This window comes from Methanomassiliicoccales archaeon, assembly GCA_035527755.1.
Lineage (GTDB): Archaea > Thermoplasmatota > Thermoplasmata > Methanomassiliicoccales > UBA472 > UBA472.
This window is the reverse complement of sequence record DATKZX010000004.1, coordinates 107843-123053: the sequence shown is the minus strand read 5'-3', so window position 1 is coordinate 123053 and position 15211 is coordinate 107843. Positions and strand designations below refer to the sequence as shown.

Annotated in this window: 15 protein-coding genes and 3 tRNA genes; 8 read left to right on the top strand and 10 right to left on the bottom strand. The window is 54.7% G+C overall.

From position 1 onward, the window contains the following. Positions 1-352 (bottom strand): secondary thiamine-phosphate synthase enzyme YjbQ (locus tag VMW85_02000; protein HUT26806.1); only part of this gene is annotated, 352 nt, incomplete at its 3' end. Positions 353-605: 253 nt separating this feature from the next. On the opposite strand from VMW85_02000, the gene VMW85_01995 reads away from it, so the two are divergent. The 5 genes from VMW85_01995 (at position 606) to VMW85_01975 (ending at position 2342) form a co-directional block, all read left to right on the top strand. Further along, complete coding sequence (locus tag VMW85_01995) at positions 606-881, top strand: ROK family protein (GenBank protein HUT26805.1); 276 nt, start codon at positions 606-608, stop codon at positions 879-881. Beyond that, positions 853-1095, top strand: coding sequence for a TraB/GumN family protein (locus tag VMW85_01990; protein HUT26804.1), 243 nt, complete (start codon positions 853-855; stop codon positions 1093-1095). The genes VMW85_01995 and VMW85_01990 overlap by 29 nt, the downstream gene beginning before the upstream one ends. 37 nt (positions 1096-1132) lie before the next feature. Further along, the gene (gene thyX, locus VMW85_01985; protein ID HUT26803.1) at positions 1133-1807 is read left to right on the top strand and encodes an FAD-dependent thymidylate synthase; all 675 of its coding nucleotides are present in this window, start codon (positions 1133-1135) and stop codon (positions 1805-1807) included. Positions 1808-1845: 38 nt separating this feature from the next. Beyond that, positions 1846-2037, top strand: a complete 192-nt coding sequence (locus VMW85_01980; protein HUT26802.1) for a 30S ribosomal protein S17e — start codon at positions 1846-1848, stop codon at positions 2035-2037. Between the two features lie 231 nt (positions 2038-2268). Then, positions 2269-2342: transfer RNA gene (locus VMW85_01975), tRNA-Arg, on the top strand. Between the two features lie 7 nt (positions 2343-2349). On the opposite strand, the gene rqcH is transcribed toward VMW85_01975, so the two are convergent. Beyond that, positions 2350-4272 (bottom strand): ribosome rescue protein RqcH, encoded by a 1923-nt coding sequence (rqcH, locus tag VMW85_01970; protein ID HUT26801.1) that lies wholly within the window; start codon positions 4270-4272, stop codon positions 2350-2352. A 94-nt stretch (positions 4273-4366) separates the two neighbouring features. Between rqcH and VMW85_01965 the strand changes: the two genes are divergently transcribed. From VMW85_01965 to VMW85_01955, 3 genes are all read left to right on the top strand, one after another. Continuing rightward, positions 4367-4441 (top strand) — tRNA-Thr (locus VMW85_01965). 47 nt (positions 4442-4488) lie between these two features. Next, positions 4489-6723: a right-handed parallel beta-helix repeat-containing protein gene (locus tag VMW85_01960; GenBank protein HUT26800.1), complete on the top strand. Its 2235-nt coding sequence runs from the start codon at positions 4489-4491 to the stop codon at positions 6721-6723. A gap of 82 nt (positions 6724-6805) precedes the next feature. Then, positions 6806-7651, top strand: a complete 846-nt coding sequence (locus VMW85_01955) for an NAD-binding protein (GenBank protein HUT26799.1) — start codon at positions 6806-6808, stop codon at positions 7649-7651. On the opposite strand, the gene VMW85_01950 is transcribed toward VMW85_01955, so the two are convergent. The 8 genes from VMW85_01950 to VMW85_01915 all read right to left on the bottom strand — a co-directional run bounded on the left by VMW85_01950 (position 7652) and on the right by VMW85_01915 (position 15206). Beyond that, positions 7652-8839, bottom strand: a complete 1188-nt coding sequence (locus VMW85_01950) for a DUF1015 domain-containing protein (GenBank protein HUT26798.1) — start codon at positions 8837-8839, stop codon at positions 7652-7654. Between the two features lie 37 nt (positions 8840-8876). Further along, positions 8877-9986, bottom strand: a complete 1110-nt coding sequence (locus tag VMW85_01945; GenBank protein HUT26797.1) for a DUF362 domain-containing protein — start codon at positions 9984-9986, stop codon at positions 8877-8879. 71 nt (positions 9987-10057) lie between these two features. Further along, a complete protein-coding gene (locus VMW85_01940) occupies positions 10058-11098 on the bottom strand; it encodes an agmatine deiminase family protein (GenBank protein ID HUT26796.1) in 1041 nt (346 codons plus the stop codon). A gap of 12 nt (positions 11099-11110) precedes the next feature. Then, positions 11111-11989, bottom strand: a complete 879-nt coding sequence (locus VMW85_01935; GenBank protein ID HUT26795.1) for a carbon-nitrogen hydrolase — start codon at positions 11987-11989, stop codon at positions 11111-11113. Between the two features lie 67 nt (positions 11990-12056). After that, entirely contained in the window at positions 12057-12605 is a 549-nt protein-coding gene (locus VMW85_01930) for a HEAT repeat domain-containing protein (protein HUT26794.1), read from the bottom strand. Positions 12606-12628: 23 nt separating this feature from the next. Beyond that, positions 12629-12814: a hypothetical protein gene (locus VMW85_01925; protein HUT26793.1), complete on the bottom strand. Its 186-nt coding sequence runs from the start codon at positions 12812-12814 to the stop codon at positions 12629-12631. An 82-nt stretch (positions 12815-12896) separates the two neighbouring features. Further along, positions 12897-12969: transfer RNA gene (locus VMW85_01920), tRNA-Val, on the bottom strand. Positions 12970-13037: 68 nt separating this feature from the next. Then, positions 13038-15206, bottom strand: coding sequence for a hypothetical protein (locus tag VMW85_01915; GenBank protein HUT26792.1), 2169 nt, complete (start codon positions 15204-15206; stop codon positions 13038-13040). Between the last annotated feature and the right edge of the window lie 5 nt (positions 15207-15211).

The following is a 15211-nucleotide window of genomic DNA, read 5'->3' as shown; positions in this document are numbered from 1 at the left end:
TCCGCTCCCATGTTCCAAAATCGAGCTTGCCGTCAGTCACAGCCACCACAACCTCCCTGCCCATAATCTGTCTCTTCATATGCGCGTCCGCGTTATCCTCGCCCACATTGTGCCTGTATTGTGAAGTGGAAGCATGCGGCGCCAGTTTTTCGAGCCAGACATCGTAATCATGATGCAGTCCGGACTCATCGTCATTAATGAATACAGAGGCGGTAATGTGCATAGCGTTGCACAGTACTAATCCGTGTTTAATGCCGCTCTCCTTCAGGCACTCTTCGACCTGCGGGGTGATGTTAATAAAGGCTCTTCTCGTCGGCACCTCAAACCAGAGTTCTTTACGGTAAGACTTCATATCTCCTCCATTTAATCAAAAGAATTCCTCGATGCCTCGCTTAGAAGCGCCTACTTCTGGCTGCATCGGGATCAATCATATACTCTCACGTCTTGTCGTCACTTCAAACCAGTGTTCTTTGCAAAATGACTTCTTTTCCCCCCTCCTTTATTATAGATATAGCTTCATATGCTTTGCACGGTTCCATTAATTATGATAATATAGGTGTTTCTAAAAAAATATTTGTTTTCATTATTACAGGAGAAGACATTATATGAAGATAGCTGTTGGAGTCGATATAGGCGGTACCAACATAAAGACCGTCGTCGTATCCGAGAAAGGTGAAATTCTCTCAAGCCTGTCGCATCCTACCCCCCGCAAAGAGGATAAAGTTGCCTTAAAAGACCTCATGGTAGGAGTACTGAAAGAGATTATTAATGAAGATTATCTTAAAGAAATTTCATCTTCAAAATCAGGTATAGATGATATCGCCGGCATCGGATTCGGGATTGCCGGACTTATTGACAGTAAAGAGGGTGCTTATCGATGAGCGCAATGTGCACATGGCCAAAGCGATCCTAAAGGCCGAAGGGGAGCACGGTGGCATCCTGGCCGTGGTTGGTGACGGCCACGTGGAAGGCATTCGCCAGATCCTGTCAGGGGGGGATCCGATCGTGTACCGGCTCAAGGACCTGAAGGACCTGAAATTAAGCCAACCTAAGAGCAACGCTGAAGCTTCCTTCTCGTTCGTAGCTCAGAATTGAGGGAAATCCTTTTTTCCTGAATAGCATACCCTTTCCGATGAAGGTCGTCCTGCTATCATACACCAAGGACGCGGAGAGGCTATGCGCCGCTGCCGCCCATTCCTGCTACTCAATGGACCCAGCCAGCGAGATACTGGAGAACGTGACCGAGGACAAGGCCGGAGGCTTCATCGATAAGGTGGTGGGAATGGGGCATCATTCGGTGATCGAGCATGCTTCCTACACCTTCAGTTTGGAGGGGGTATCGCGCTCCCTAACGCATCAGTTGGTGAGGCATCGGCTGGCCAGTTACTCGCAGCAGAGCCAACGGTACGTTTCGTTGTTGGAGCCGGACTACGTGACCCCCGGACCAGTGCTAGCGGACCCGGAGGCCAACCGCATATTCGAGGGGGCCATGCAGAACGCGTGGGAGGCGTATCAGCAGCTCGTGTCCATCGTTCCGGTCGAGGATGCCCGTTATGTACTTCCGAACGCCTGCACCACCAATATCGTCGTCACTATGAACGCCCGAGAGCTATGGCATTTCTTCACGTTGCGTACTTGTCGCCGCGCCCAGCAGGAGATCAGGACCGCGGCCGAACTGATGCTGAAAGAGGTACGAGAGATATCCCCTAGCATCTTCCGGGATGCCGGGCCATCATGCATAAGGGGTAAGTGTCGGGAAGGCAAGTTAAGCTGTGGCAAGCCCCGGTTGGAGCTAAAATATATATAATGCGATGACTTTGGCGGGATTTATCTGGGAAGATTGCTATGGGCAACATCAGACCAACTTACATCAAAAGGGTGGCCATCGAATTGGTCCACAGGTACCCAAGGGCCTTCAGTGCCGACTTTGAGAACAACAAAGTGCTGGTCCAGAAGCTTACTAGTGTGGATTCCATCACCATGAGGAACCGCATAGCAGGGTACGCTAGCCGGTACTGGCAGTCAAGAGAGTTCTAAACATCGTTCTGCGCATCATCGCATGCGCGGAGGACTTCGATCCCCCGAGGGATCTTTTCTAGGTTTTCATATGGCGCCACATCTTTGGCCGCATTCTGTAACTTATGCTACGGCCCGGGCGCCCCATCGATTTCCTGGTTTTACACGATTAAAGGTCCATGTCGGTTCGTGATGATGGATGGAGTGCAATAATAACGCTTTAGTAATTGGAGCATATTCTCCACAATCTAAGCCCGGGTGGGGTAGTTTGGATATCCTAAGAGGTTGCGGACCTCTGGACCCGGATTCGAATTCCGGCCCGGGCGCTTTTTCTCACTCAATGATCACTCCATGAGCTTCCTTGATGGCCACGTCTCCAGGCGGAAGTATGCGGGAGATCTCCTCCTCTGGCACCTGAAACGCCCGGGCCAATGCCGATGAAATCTTCCCCCTGGGGGTCTTTCCCGGGATGATGATCACATACTTTACGGAACGATCGCCGACGCTCTCTCGGGGGGCGCACATGACCTTTCGCGCCCCTTCGACCTCCAGTTCGGCCACCAACATCTCCAACGGCAGGTGGTAGATGTAGTTCCTCTTGCCCCTGATTATAAAAGCCCCTCGAGGGGCGAACTCACCGGCCTCTGGCCTTTTGGAAACCTGATCGGGCAACACCCAGTAGGCAGTACCCTCGGCAGCCCCTGCGTTCCAGGCCTTGGAATGGCATATAGCGAACTGGCAGACCTCTTTCATCTCCTCATCTGAAGCGTCGGCTCCGTTCTTGAGAACAATGGAGGGGGCACCATGCATGTCCGCGTGCGCATACCGCTCTTTCTCCCCCAGATGTTTCTTCACCACCTGATCGTTGCTCTTGGCGTCCCGGCCGCCGACCACTAGTCGTCCTCCGGAGGTGAGGAACCACTTATAGCTCTCATACCAGAAGCGTTTGGTCGGCGCCACTTTTTCCTTGTTCAGCAACGCTTCCTTCTCTCCCTTGACCACTCTCTTCCCGATCGCCCGGCGGGTCTCATCCATGGCCGTCCTAGCCCCGGAGGTCTTCTCCCGCAGCTCCTTAGCCTGGGTGTACAGACGATTGGCGTTCTCGTCGATGCCAACGTCGTAGTCGAGGGCCACATCCTCCTCTCCCACCTTCATGTGGAAGCTCTTCTTCCGGGGATCCACCGAGGTCACCAGTGGTATCTTCGCTCCCTCCTCCTTCAGATGCTCCCAGTTGTTCTTCTGGGCCAACGCCTTCATTCTTCCCAGCGTCAGGTTGACCTCGGTATAACTGGTGTAAAGCAGGTCGCCCTGGGCCTGTAGGACCGCTGCTTCGCTTTCGGTGGCCTCGATGCCCTTTATCTGCTGGTCCAACTGGCGCTGCAGCCGCTCTAGTTCGCTGTCCTTCTTCTCCACGACCGCCTTCCTTTGGGCCAGGAACATGACCAATGCCTGGGACAGTGTAGGCAGGTCCTGCGCGGTCCACCCGGAATTGACCAGCAGTGGGATGGGCGTAGCATCGACGGTGTCCTCTCCGTCCTTCACCAAGCAGGGTCTTGGGGACTCTCGGAGCTCACGGAACATGGCTAAGGTCGCCTCATAGATGGTGACGATTTCCGCATGGGTCAGGGAGGACGCCTTCCGTCCCTTGTCCAGGGAGGTGCGCAGGCATATCTCCTCACCGTACTGACCGCCCAGGTTCACTGATGTGGCCAGTGTCCTCACCAGATCGGATTTGGAAGCCAGTACGGCCTTTTCGTAATCCTCCAAGGAAGCGTTCCGAGGATCGAAACGGGAAGGAGGGTAGGCGTACTCAGCACCAATGATCACGTCTCGGTGCCGCCACTTCTTCTGTTCCAGAGCATTGATGATCTTTCCCTCGTGGACCAGGATCAGGTTCCCTTCGCCTATCAGTTCGAAGATCACCTGGTAATGACCCTCCTTGCTGGCCAGGTCCATGGTGACGATGCGGTCGAACTCCCGTTGAGATACGGACAGAATGCGGGTATTGCTAAGCACCTTTCTCAGATGCACGGCGAATCCCGAAGGCGTGTCCGGGGTCTCTGGACGTTCGGCCTCCAAGTGCAGCCATTTCCCATCCTTCAGGAACAGTTCCTTCTTTCCCTCGCTCTGAACATTGATCCTAATGAGCACGTTGCGGCCTTCCCAGTGAAATATCTTGTCCAGGAACCCGCCGCAAATGCCCTGAAGCTCCGACGTCATGGTCGCCACGTCGAAGGCCGTCATCTCCTTCTTCATCGTTCACCTCTAGTGTAATGGGAATGAAAAGGATTTTGTTTACTTCCAGCAACAAAAGGTTTATGAACGACCATCCGTTTCTCGGTCGAGCAAGGCCACTGTGGCTTAGAGGTATAGCGACGCCTTGGTAAGGCGTAGGTCGAGGGTTCAATTCCCTCCAGTGGCTCCACAATTCTCAACAAATATTGATTAGCGGTCATCTCCATGGGTTGCACCATGACGGACCGGAAAGGTAAGGGGGCTCTTATCAGGTCCATGATCATCGTTCTAGTGGTGTCAATGATACTGCTGGTATTCTCCCCTTATTCAACAGGGGCGGAGACGAGCACTCCCCTGGTGATCGAGGGAGATAGTGGATTCCTCGCTGCCGGCTTCACCGGAAGCGGGACCATGGCCGATCCGTACGTGCTTACCGACGTCCAGGTCAATGCCACCGGCCAGCACCACGGTATTTTCATAGCTAACACCACCAAGCACTTCCGTATCGTCGATTGTGCGGTCACCGATGCATACACCTCTGAGAGCGAGCATCTGAACGTTCAGGCCAGTGGCTCCGGCGTCATACTGTTCAACGTCTCCAACGGAACGATAGTCAACCTCCACGCCGAGTTCAACGCCCGAGGTATCACCGTTGCCAACTGCGAGAACGTGGTGGTGTCCAGTTCCTCGTTCCTCAATAATTATCTTGCCGGTGTCTATCTTCAGCATTGTGAGAGGATCGCATGTGAGGTCTCCAATAACACTTTCGAAGGGAACGGTGTAGGCACACTGGTCGAGGACAGCCAAGGAGTATTTGTGAAGGACAACGTCGCGTTTGGGAACAGCCACGCGGGTATATCGCTGACCGCGGTCAACAGAGGCTGCACCGGCAATCTGGTCCAAGGGAACGAGGTGAGGGACCAATCTGGGGATGGCGGGATATTCGTCGAGAGGGGGACGTTAAATCAGCTCCTGGAAAACGAGGTTAGCGATTGCCTTTTCGCCATAAGGTTCGGTCCTGAGGCTAGAGATAATATCGTCTCCCACAGCTCTTTGTCCAATAATACCTATGGAGTAAGGTTGGAGGGCGGAGCTGACCTGAACGTCATCGTCGACAATTCGATCGATGATGGCACCTACGGCGTCTACATATCGCCCAGCCAAGGTAATCTGGTGCAGAACAATACCATAATGCGGATGAACAAAGGAAGCGCATCTTGGGGGATATATCTGGGCGCAGGGGCGGTCCTGAACACCACTCTCAGCGACAACGCCATCATCGATTGCGACGGTGGCATCAGAGCGTCTACCACTGCCGATCAGATCATCACAGGGCTGTCAGCGATAGGGAACTCGGTGAGCGGTTCCCTGGGGGAAGGTATGTACCTGGTCCACGTGGACGATTCCCAGATACTGAACAACAGTTACTTGGACGGGGGGAGCGATGGCATAGTGGTCTCAGGTTGCCAAGATATTCTGCTGCAAGATAATATCATAAAAACCAATCTGCGGCATGGTCTGGAGATGCGGAATTCAGATGACTGTCGGGTGAATGGCAACATCTTCGAACGGAACACTTTCGAAGGCATCTATCTTACCAGCGGATCTGGCAACGTAATCGATGCCAACGCCATGCTCTTCAATAACGATTCGGGACGGGCATACTCAGTGGGCCGGGTGCAGGCCTTTTGCGGGGACATGAACAATAGCTGGTACTTCGGAACAGGGAACCTGTGGTCCGACTGGGTGTCCCCAGATGAGAACGAGGATGGAATCGTGGACCGGCCATACTTGATACCCTCCGGTTGCCAGGACCCGTTCCCACTGGTGAACATCCCCGGTCTGAACATCACCCCGGACCTCAGTCCTCCTAGTGTGATAGAGTACGTGCCTCGGGGTCAGACCGTCGACCACGATGACCAGATAAACATCACCTTCTCAGAGGATATGGACCAAGGATCGGTGATGGTGTCGGTGAACAACGTCACGCGAACGGGGGAGTGGGACGACCGCACCCTCACATCGACGATGGTCCTGGACTTCGATGTTGAGTATCAGGTCCGTGTACTCGGTCAGGACCTGGCCGGGAACAGCATGACCGAATTCCAATGGACCTTTCGAACAGAAGGCCCCAACGCCACGGTGTACGGTAGAGCGGTGGACGAGGAGGGGAACGGTTTGACAGGTGTGCAGGTCGTGTTCGGAGAGAACTCGGCAACAATGCTGGAGGTGGATGATGATGGGCGCTTCTCTCTCCTTCTCGCCCCCGGGAACCATTCCATCGTCCTCTTAAAAAATGGATATCAGGTGAATGAAGTACAGATACAGGTTCTCCCCGGGCAGGACATGGAAATCGGTGATGTGACGCTAATAAAGGAGCCGGAGGCATCGTGGGTCCTTCCCCTGCTCGGTATGGTGGCCACGGTCGCCTTGGCGGCTCTAATACTGATATGGTATCGACGTAGGCGATAATCTAATAGCTGATAACCTCGCTCTTAGCATCACTGGTCTTCAGATGAGACACAACCTGTATTACTCCATTATCGCCCTAACGATGGTCGTATTAGGGGGATTCATTGGTCTCCTTTTAACTGAAGACCTATGGAGCAAACCATTGGACGCTCTCTATCTGACCGTCATGACCATCACCACAGTGGGATACGGGGATATCGTACCTGTAACTAGTGAGGGCAAGATGGTGGCCGTGTTCTTGTCCATAGGGGGCATCGCCGCTGGAATATCCACACTGCAAGCGGTGTTCAATCTGATGATCAGCAGAGACCTGAGATCGGCATTGGGTCTACCGGAAAGGAGGTTCAGGATGAAGGACCATTTTATCATCTGCGGTTATGGGAACGTGGGGCGGGAAGTGGCTGAAAAATTGAAGGCCAGCAAGGAGAAGTTCGTGGTGGTCGAAAAGAACCCGGAAAGGGTTCAGGACCTTGTTGACGAAGGGGTCCCGGTCATTCGGGGGGACGCCGAGGACGAAGAGGCGTTGCGTAAGGCCGACATCATGCATGCCAAGGGGCTGATAGCGGCCATGAAAGACCCTCCCAACATGGTAGCGGTGATCACCGCCCGCAGCATGAACCCCGACCTAATAATCATCAGTGAGGTGGAGGACGATAAGAACGAGCCCAAGCTTCGCCGGGTCGGGGCCAACGTCACCGTAAATTGCTATCGTATGGGCGCGCAGATCATGGTAGGAAGAGCACGCCGGACGGATAATGACCCGGTCTGCGGCATCGGTGTCAATGGTAAGAAGTCCCTGGAACTCGAGTTCGACGGCAACACCTACCATTTCTGTTCACAGGAGTGCTTGACGGCCTTTAAAGCTCATCCAGATCGTTTCGTCCAATGGCAGAAGTCGGTCGATGACAGTTGTGGTATTTTGCAATGATCATCGCATGCGGTAGTAGACGAAGCCGGACCACATCTTGGGCCAGAAGTAAGTGGACTTCTTGGGCATGCGGCGGTCCTGCCCGGCCAGCTCCCATATCTTGCTGACCGACGGTGAACGCAGCAGCACCGCCAGACGATAACCGTCGGCGATCTTTCTCTCCGCCTCGGCCGTATCATGCTCGTACTCTACGGCGGGTTCGGTTGGCCAGGCATCCCCTTTCAATACCATTTCCTGGCATACGTAGGAGTCAAGCTCCCACATGGGGTCGGAAGAGAGGTCCTTTGGTGAGGCCAGGTAGGCCTTTCCATCCAATACCAGTCCGAGGTCGGACGATCTCCTACCTTCCAAGGATCCGAGGAGCGTTGCGACATCGTTCTCCTCCTGCAGCTCAAAATGAGCCCGCATGAGCTCCAGGAAGCGGTCCGTGGGCACGGCCAGTTCCTTGACCAACCGGTGAGTAGGATAGACCAACAGCCCGGGGTCGTTGGAGGGCACCAGGGTCGTCAGGACGTATCCTTTCTTCGTCTCCCCGGCATTCTCTTGGGCATAGCGCGAGGCGGTTTCGAACCGGTGATGCCCATCGGCGATGAGTACGGTCTTTCCGCTCAGCTCCTCGGTGATGCCCATCACCGTTTCCGGATCGCAGACCCGGAAGAGGCAATGGCGTACCATCTGGCGGTCTGTGAACTCCAATACCTTGGTCTCATGGTCTTCGATGCGGTCCTTGAGCCTCATCGATATCTCGTCGAAGATACCGAATATCGATTCGCAGTGTGTCTCAGTACCCCGCAGCAGATTCAGCCGGTCCTCTTTGACCTTCGAGAACGTTTCCTCGTGGGCCACGACCCCCTCCGCATACCCTTTGGCGGCCATGACGCCGACGATGCCGGTCCTCTGCCAACAGAGATCGCCCTGGCAGAACGTCTGCTTATAGATGTAGAAGCAATCCTTCCGGTCCTGGGCCAAGGCTCCGTCCTTCAGCCATGATTCCAAACGTCTTCCGGCCTCGGTATAATCTCCGTCGATCCCGCCCAGAGTGATGTTGGTAACGTTGAAGCGTTGTCCCTTAAGACGTGCCAGCTCTGACGGGGAGATGACATCGTAGGGTGGGGAGACGCGTCCGATGATGTCCTCGCCACTGTTCAGACGAGGGATCAGGGGGCGGAACGGCTGGAAATCGACCATGGCAGGTGAACGGGATATCCAATAAAATCTTTTACAATCATTTCAATCGAACCAGCTCGTACTGCTTCCGACCGAGCTTGATATCCTGGGCGTGGTCCATGCCGGTCATCCAGTCTGTCTTGGGATGGGCGGCCTTGAACTTGTCCTCCTTCTTGAACCCTTTTACGTCCAAGACGCTGCCCTTGATCACCGGGGCCTCATTGACCATTTGGGCACATGCTACGTCCAACGCCACCGGGTCCTTGGAGGCCGCCATGCCGATGTCGGGCACTATGGGCAAATCGTTGAAGGGCCAGCAATCACAGTTCGGCGAGACGTTCATGATGACGTTGATGTGCAATCCTGGCTTTCCAAGCATAACGGCATAGGCGTACTCGGCGATCTTCTTGTTGACGATCTCCGATGATTCCTCCCACTCCACCGTGGGCGCGCCGTAGCGACATACGACGACGCACTGCCCGCAGCCAACACATTTTTCACGATCGATGACCGCCTTCTTCTTATCATCAAGAGCGATGGCATCCTCGGGACAGTTCTTGACGCACTGCCCGCAGCCCACGCACTTCTTCCTTTCCACAGTGGGCTTGGATGAGGCGTGCATCTCCAACTTGCCGCAACGGCTGCCGCTGCCCATGCCCAGGTTCTTGAGCGCTCCCCCGAACCCGGTGAGCTCATGACCTTTGAAATGGCTGAGGGAGATGACCACGTCCGCATCGGCTATCGCGCTGCCTATCTTGGCCGTTCGGCACAGCTCCTTATCGATCTGGATCTCGCGCTGTTCGTTGCCCCTCAGACCGTCGGCGATGATGACATCGCATCCTACGGCTATTCTGTTGAAGCCGTTCTCCATGGCGCTGTTCAAATGGTCCACGGCGTTGGCCCTTTTCCCCGTATAAAGTGTGTTGCAGTCGGTGAGGAAGGGTTTCCCGCCCTTCTCCTTCACCATCCTCACCAGGACGGCGGCCAGGTTCGGTCGGATGTAAGCTATGTTCCCCGGCTCTCCCATATGGATCTTGATGGCCACCATCTTCCCGTCCAGGTCCATGCGGTTCAGTCCGGCCCTGCTCAATAACCGTTCCATCTTGTCCAGAAGATTGTTGCCCTGGCAAGTGTGCATATCGGTGAAGTAGACCTTGGAAGACGCCATGAATCATAGATTGACCGCAGCTTAATTTATAATGTCCCTCACCGCGGCTCCCTTCTAAAGGAGATGACCCCTCAATCCCGTTCCGCCGGTTCCTGCTGGGTCACGCAGTGAATGCCGCCGTAGCCGTACACTAGCTCTCTGGCCATTATAGGTACGATCTCCCTTCCGGGAAAGAAAGAGCTCACGATATCGATCGCATTGCGGTCCTGGGGGTCGTTGAAGACCGGCAACAGCACCACTTTGTTCCCGATGTAGAAGTTGGCGTAGCTGGCCGGAAGGTTCCGTTCCTCCTCTTCCAGGTACAGGGGCGCTGGCATGGGCAACCGTTGCAATTCCAGTCCAGCGCGGTCCTTCCATTGCTCCAATATCTTCCAGTTCCTGCATAGGACCGGGGCGTTCTCCCCTTTATCGGAGTGGGCGCATAGGACCGCCGTACTGCTAGCGAACCTGGCGAAATCGTCCACGTGGCCATCGGTATCGTCACCTTCGATGCCAGACGATAACCAGACCACATCCGTCGTGGAAATGTATCGATGCAGATATTCCTCGATCTGATGACGATCGAGATGAGGATTGCGGTTCTTATTGAGCAGGCATTGCTCCGTCGTCAATACCATGCCCTGACCATTAACGTCGATGGCACCGCCCTCCATTACTATCCCTGGCTCGAAATACTTGCTTCCAGAGCTCTCTACGACATCCTTACCGGTCACATCGTCGTACAGCAGGTCGTCGTATTTGCCTCCCCAGGCGTTGAACTGCCATTTCACCGCCGCTCGTTTTCCGGTCTGTCGATGCAGGAGGAATGTCGGGCCATAGTCCCTGATCCAAACGTCAGCGCTCTTGATGTGCAGGAACCGGACCTTGCCCATGTCCGCCCCGGCCTTGGCGACCTTCTTGAAAGCATGCTCTTCGGCCTCGGCGTCGTCCACCAGTATCTTCACCAGTTCAGCGCCGCTTAGGGCGGCGGTCATATGAGCAAAGATCTCTTCCACCTCCCCCAGCACCTCCGGGGGAAAGGTCAGCGGGTTCTTCGGCCAGGAAAGCCAGGTAGCCTCATGTTTAGACCATTCGGCCGGCATGTAATATCCTAACGAACAGGGCGTTTTCATCGAACCATCACCTCAAGGACCTGTCCTCTGCACCAGGCGGCCATAATGTTCCGGGCGGCGGTTGTGAAAGAACCTCCAACCTTCGCGGATCTTTCGGCCGTGGTCCATGTCGACATCGGCCAAAACGATCTCTTCGCCCCGTCCTCCCCTGGCCAGGGTCTTCCCGAAGGCATCGCAGATGAAGGACCCGCCAAAGAACTCCGAATCTCCTTCGATGCCGACCCTGTTGACGGCGCACACCGGTGTGCCATTGGCGATGGCGTGCCCCCGCATGACGTTCTCCCAGGCCTGCTGCCAATCGCCCTCGGTCTGTTCAATTCCCAGTACCGTGCCGATGGCCGTGGGATAGAATATCATCTCCGCCCCTATGAGAGCTACGGACCGGGCGGCCTCAGGGAACCACTGATCGTAACAGATGAGGACCGACAGACGTCCGACCGAGGTCTCGAAGACCTGGAACCCAGTATCTCCGGCATCGAAGTAGTGCTGTTCGTAAAAATACTCATCATGGGGGATGTGGGTCTTACGATATTTACCCAGATAACGGCCGTCCTTCTCGAAAACGGTGGCGGTATTGTACAGCCCCTCGTCCGCTGCCTCATAGATGGAACCGCCGATGACGATCGCTCCCGTATCCTGGGCCAATCTGGACAGCTCCTCGGTCACCATGCCGGGTATGGTGTTCAGCACGGCGCTCCTGTCCGCATTGCCTTCGGGGTCCTCCTCTCTTGGAAAGTACAGGGTGGTGAACAGTTCCGGCAGGCAGACCACCTGTGCTCCACGATCGGCCGCCTCCTTGGACATGCTGATCGCTTTGCGCAAGTTAGCTTCAACGTCCAAGGACATGGCCATCTGGACCAGTCCTACCTTGAGGATACGATCAATGGGCATTCTTTAGCGAATTAGGGGCGCTATGATTTAACCATGTCGCTGAAATGACGACGGGGCGCTATAGATCTCAACGCGGTTGTAATCTTTCAATACGCTCCATGGACCATTCAGCTCCCTTGCGCAGGAACTCGCTCTTATCCTGAAGCAGCATTTTCAACAGGGGCACGGATGAAGGCGAGGTCACCCTCATCTTATCGGCCATGCGTCCCAGGGCCCAGGCGGCCATACCTTGCACCTGCTTCTCCGGGTCTGTTAGCAGGATATTGAGCGCCTCTATGGTTACGGTATCCCCGATGCCCAATCCGGTCAGTTCTCCCAGGGCCCAGGCGGCGTTCTCCCGCACATCCATGTCATGGTCCATCGCCAAAGGCAGCAGTGCCCCTATCGAACGGGGATCTCCCAGCTTCATCAAGGCCAGCTTCCCTATGCACCAGGAGGCGTCCCGGCGCACCTGGTCGTCCTCTGATGCGGTCAGGGCGATCAGTGGCTGCAGCAATCCCCGGTCGGCAAGACCCGAGGTCAGCAGTTCCATGGTCTCCTCGAGCGCTGCCCTGCAATCTTCGACTTTCAGGGACCTCAGTCCTTTTAGCATACCGCCCAGGTCGATGTCCACCACGCTTTGATCTCCTCGTTATACATTCACTTGGGCACAGGCTTCGCTTTGTAGAATTCGCAAGTGGAGTAATCCTTCTGACCGCTGCATTCGCCGTATTCGTCCTTCATGCCAAGAGCATCAAGTCGATACCGTCTTGCCTTGCAATTTGCGCAACGACCGTCGGTCGCGTGCCACAGGCACGGTTTTTTCTCCACCTGTTCGTCAGCCATGTTCCCTCAGCATAATAATCGTTCGTATATATACGAATAATCGATTGATAACGCAGATTAGAACTGAAAAGAGAGAATTGAATGGGCCCAGCCGGATTCGAACCGGCGACCTACTCCGTGTAAGGGAGTCGTCATGACCGCTAGACCATGGGCCCTTCAGCAACGGTCATGGTTCAGGGATTATAAAAAGAAAAAGGGAAAAAGGTTTGTTTGTGGCTTGAACCTACCTGAACATCATGTTTCCACGGTAGATTTCACCGAACTCATAGTCGACGAGACCCTCGGTCGGCGAGATCAGGATGATGATCTCGTCATGGAGCATGAACGCTCCCATGAGCCTCTGCGCCACTTCTGTCGCGTCCCTCACCGGGATGTTCATGACCATTGGACCCACGTTCTCGTTGCCAGGGGCGAAGATGGTCAACATGAAGTCGACCTCAGGTCCCGCTGCTGGGTATAGATCGTCCAGAGGCACTTCGGCACCATCGACCAACACCTGATCGATCCACCAGCCTTCGAAGGAGGTGGCCCAGTCGGTCATGTAGCGGAATCCCACCATGATCTTCTGACCATCATAGGCCGAGAGGTCGAAGCTCAGTTCCACATCTTCCATGGTCCACGAGGTGATCCCGGGTAGATTGTCGACGATGGACTGCATGGCGCCAGAGTCGACCTCCTCGGTGCAGTAATCGCCGGTATCGTTCAGGGAGGTCCAGGTAAGGCCATCATCGGTGGACACCTGTACGAACCCGAAGTCCCAGTAATCCTCCATATCCCACCCTGTGGTAATGTTCAACCAGTGGAGATATTCTCCTTCTTCGGCCGCTGCAGCCGTCAGGTCAACATCCATGATCAACAGGTTGTCGATCTCATCGCCAGTGTGAGAATACCAGTATGACGGACCCATTCCGCCAAACAGCTCCCAACCAGATACGGTGGCGGAGTCATCACCATCGAAGACCAGCTTTTGGTAGAGGGCTTCCATCCCTCCAATGTCGTAGAGGTCGATGTAGTCGGTACCGTAGGCATCAAGCATGTAGACACCAGTGGGGTCTCCCTCCTTGGTGTAGGTCTCTCCAAATTCGCTGCCCGATTGCATTCCCCAATCGGCGTCCCAGGACATGATCTTTAACTCCTGCCCAATTTCCGCCCAGGTGATGCTCTTGTAGTTGTACAATCCAGCGCCGATCTCATCGGTCCACAGAAGGTTGGCCAATCTCCAGTTCCGGAAGACGCTGTCAAAGTTCATCCGATTGTAGCCCATGTCCCTCAAGGCCTCGTTCACGCCATCGATGCCTTGAAGTTGGCTAGTGAAGATGGTCTGCAGCATCTCTGTGCCACCGTAATGATCGTACATGTACAGCATGAACATCAGCACTTGACCGTAGTCGGCCAGTATGTTGATGCCACCCTGATCTCCCCAAATGGTCAGGGAGTTATCCGGGGTCGCCATGAACCAGGCCATGTGGCTGGTGGACAACGGGTAACCGCAAAGGTACTCGGACATCATGGAAAGCCCTTCGTTGATCCAGCTTTCCTCCTGTCCGTCCATCTCGGCGTGCAGGAGATGCTGGTACTCATGGGCTACGGTGGACTCGTACACGTAGGAATAGTGGCCCGAGTCAGGGACATCCGACTGTACACCGGTCCTGTTGACCCAGTCATAGCAATCGATGTGCATGACGTTCCTGTCGTACAGGTCACGTATGAAGCTCCAGTAGAATCCGGCTATGTACCCTCCCGTGTAGTCGGGGTCATAGTAGCTGTCATCCCGGATGTTGAAGATCATGATCATCATCTTGCCCGTGTCGTTGGTCGGGTAAAGCATATCGCTGATGTCTTCAACGGTGAGGCTGTCGTCCCAGAACAACCACTGCCACAGGGATATATCAGGATCTGTCCCGTTCAGAGCTGGTGCCTCGATGAACGTGTCTGTCATAACAGGGTAGATGGTAGTGTCGAACTCCTCCATGATATAAAGGACCTGATCATCAGTTATGTTGACCTTGGAGTTACGAGGATCGGAAGGGCTGCTGAAATTTAGGTCATCAGCGACCCATACTTCGCAGTGAACCCCCTCGCCGCGTTTGGTCATTAGCTCCATGTAAAAACTGTCGTCATACATATCCTGGGTAATGTAAACGTTGGAGGTATCGACGGGTATGTTATCCGCCATTGGGGCCTCCATGCTCAGGTCGAACCCGGGGTTCACAAGGTCATCTATGCCATTGTTCCTAATGTCCTCCTCTGCGTAGATCGGTATCTGGTCAGCATATGGCTCCGAATTCGCCTGTGACGATTGTCCACTATCCGGGATCATAACCAAAAAGGCTCCAGACAGCATGGTAAAAGCGATAACCACAGCGATCATCTTTTTCAAATTGTTCATCATCAAAT

Coding starts and splice junctions, on each gene's coding strand:
- VMW85_01915 (HUT26792.1), bottom strand. CDS start 15,206: ATGATGAACAATTTGAAAAAGATGATCGCTGTGGTTATCGCTTTTACC.
- thyX (HUT26803.1), top strand. CDS start 1,133: ATGAAGGTCGTCCTGCTATCATACACCAAGGACGCGGAGAGGCTATGC.
- VMW85_01955 (HUT26799.1), top strand. CDS start 6,806: ATGGTCGTATTAGGGGGATTCATTGGTCTCCTTTTAACTGAAGACCTA.
- VMW85_01925 (HUT26793.1), bottom strand. CDS start 12,814: ATGGCTGACGAACAGGTGGAGAAAAAACCGTGCCTGTGGCACGCGACC.
- VMW85_01950 (HUT26798.1), bottom strand. CDS start 8,839: ATGGTCGATTTCCAGCCGTTCCGCCCCCTGATCCCTCGTCTGAACAGT.
- rqcH (HUT26801.1), bottom strand. CDS start 4,272: ATGAAGAAGGAGATGACGGCCTTCGACGTGGCGACCATGACGTCGGAG.
- VMW85_01995 (HUT26805.1), top strand. CDS start 606: ATGAAGATAGCTGTTGGAGTCGATATAGGCGGTACCAACATAAAGACC.
- VMW85_01980 (HUT26802.1), top strand. CDS start 1,846: ATGGGCAACATCAGACCAACTTACATCAAAAGGGTGGCCATCGAATTG.
- VMW85_01945 (HUT26797.1), bottom strand. CDS start 9,986: ATGGCGTCTTCCAAGGTCTACTTCACCGATATGCACACTTGCCAGGGC.
- VMW85_01940 (HUT26796.1), bottom strand. CDS start 11,098: ATGAAAACGCCCTGTTCGTTAGGATATTACATGCCGGCCGAATGGTCT.
- VMW85_01960 (HUT26800.1), top strand. CDS start 4,489: ATGACGGACCGGAAAGGTAAGGGGGCTCTTATCAGGTCCATGATCATC.
- VMW85_01935 (HUT26795.1), bottom strand. CDS start 11,989: ATGCCCATTGATCGTATCCTCAAGGTAGGACTGGTCCAGATGGCCATG.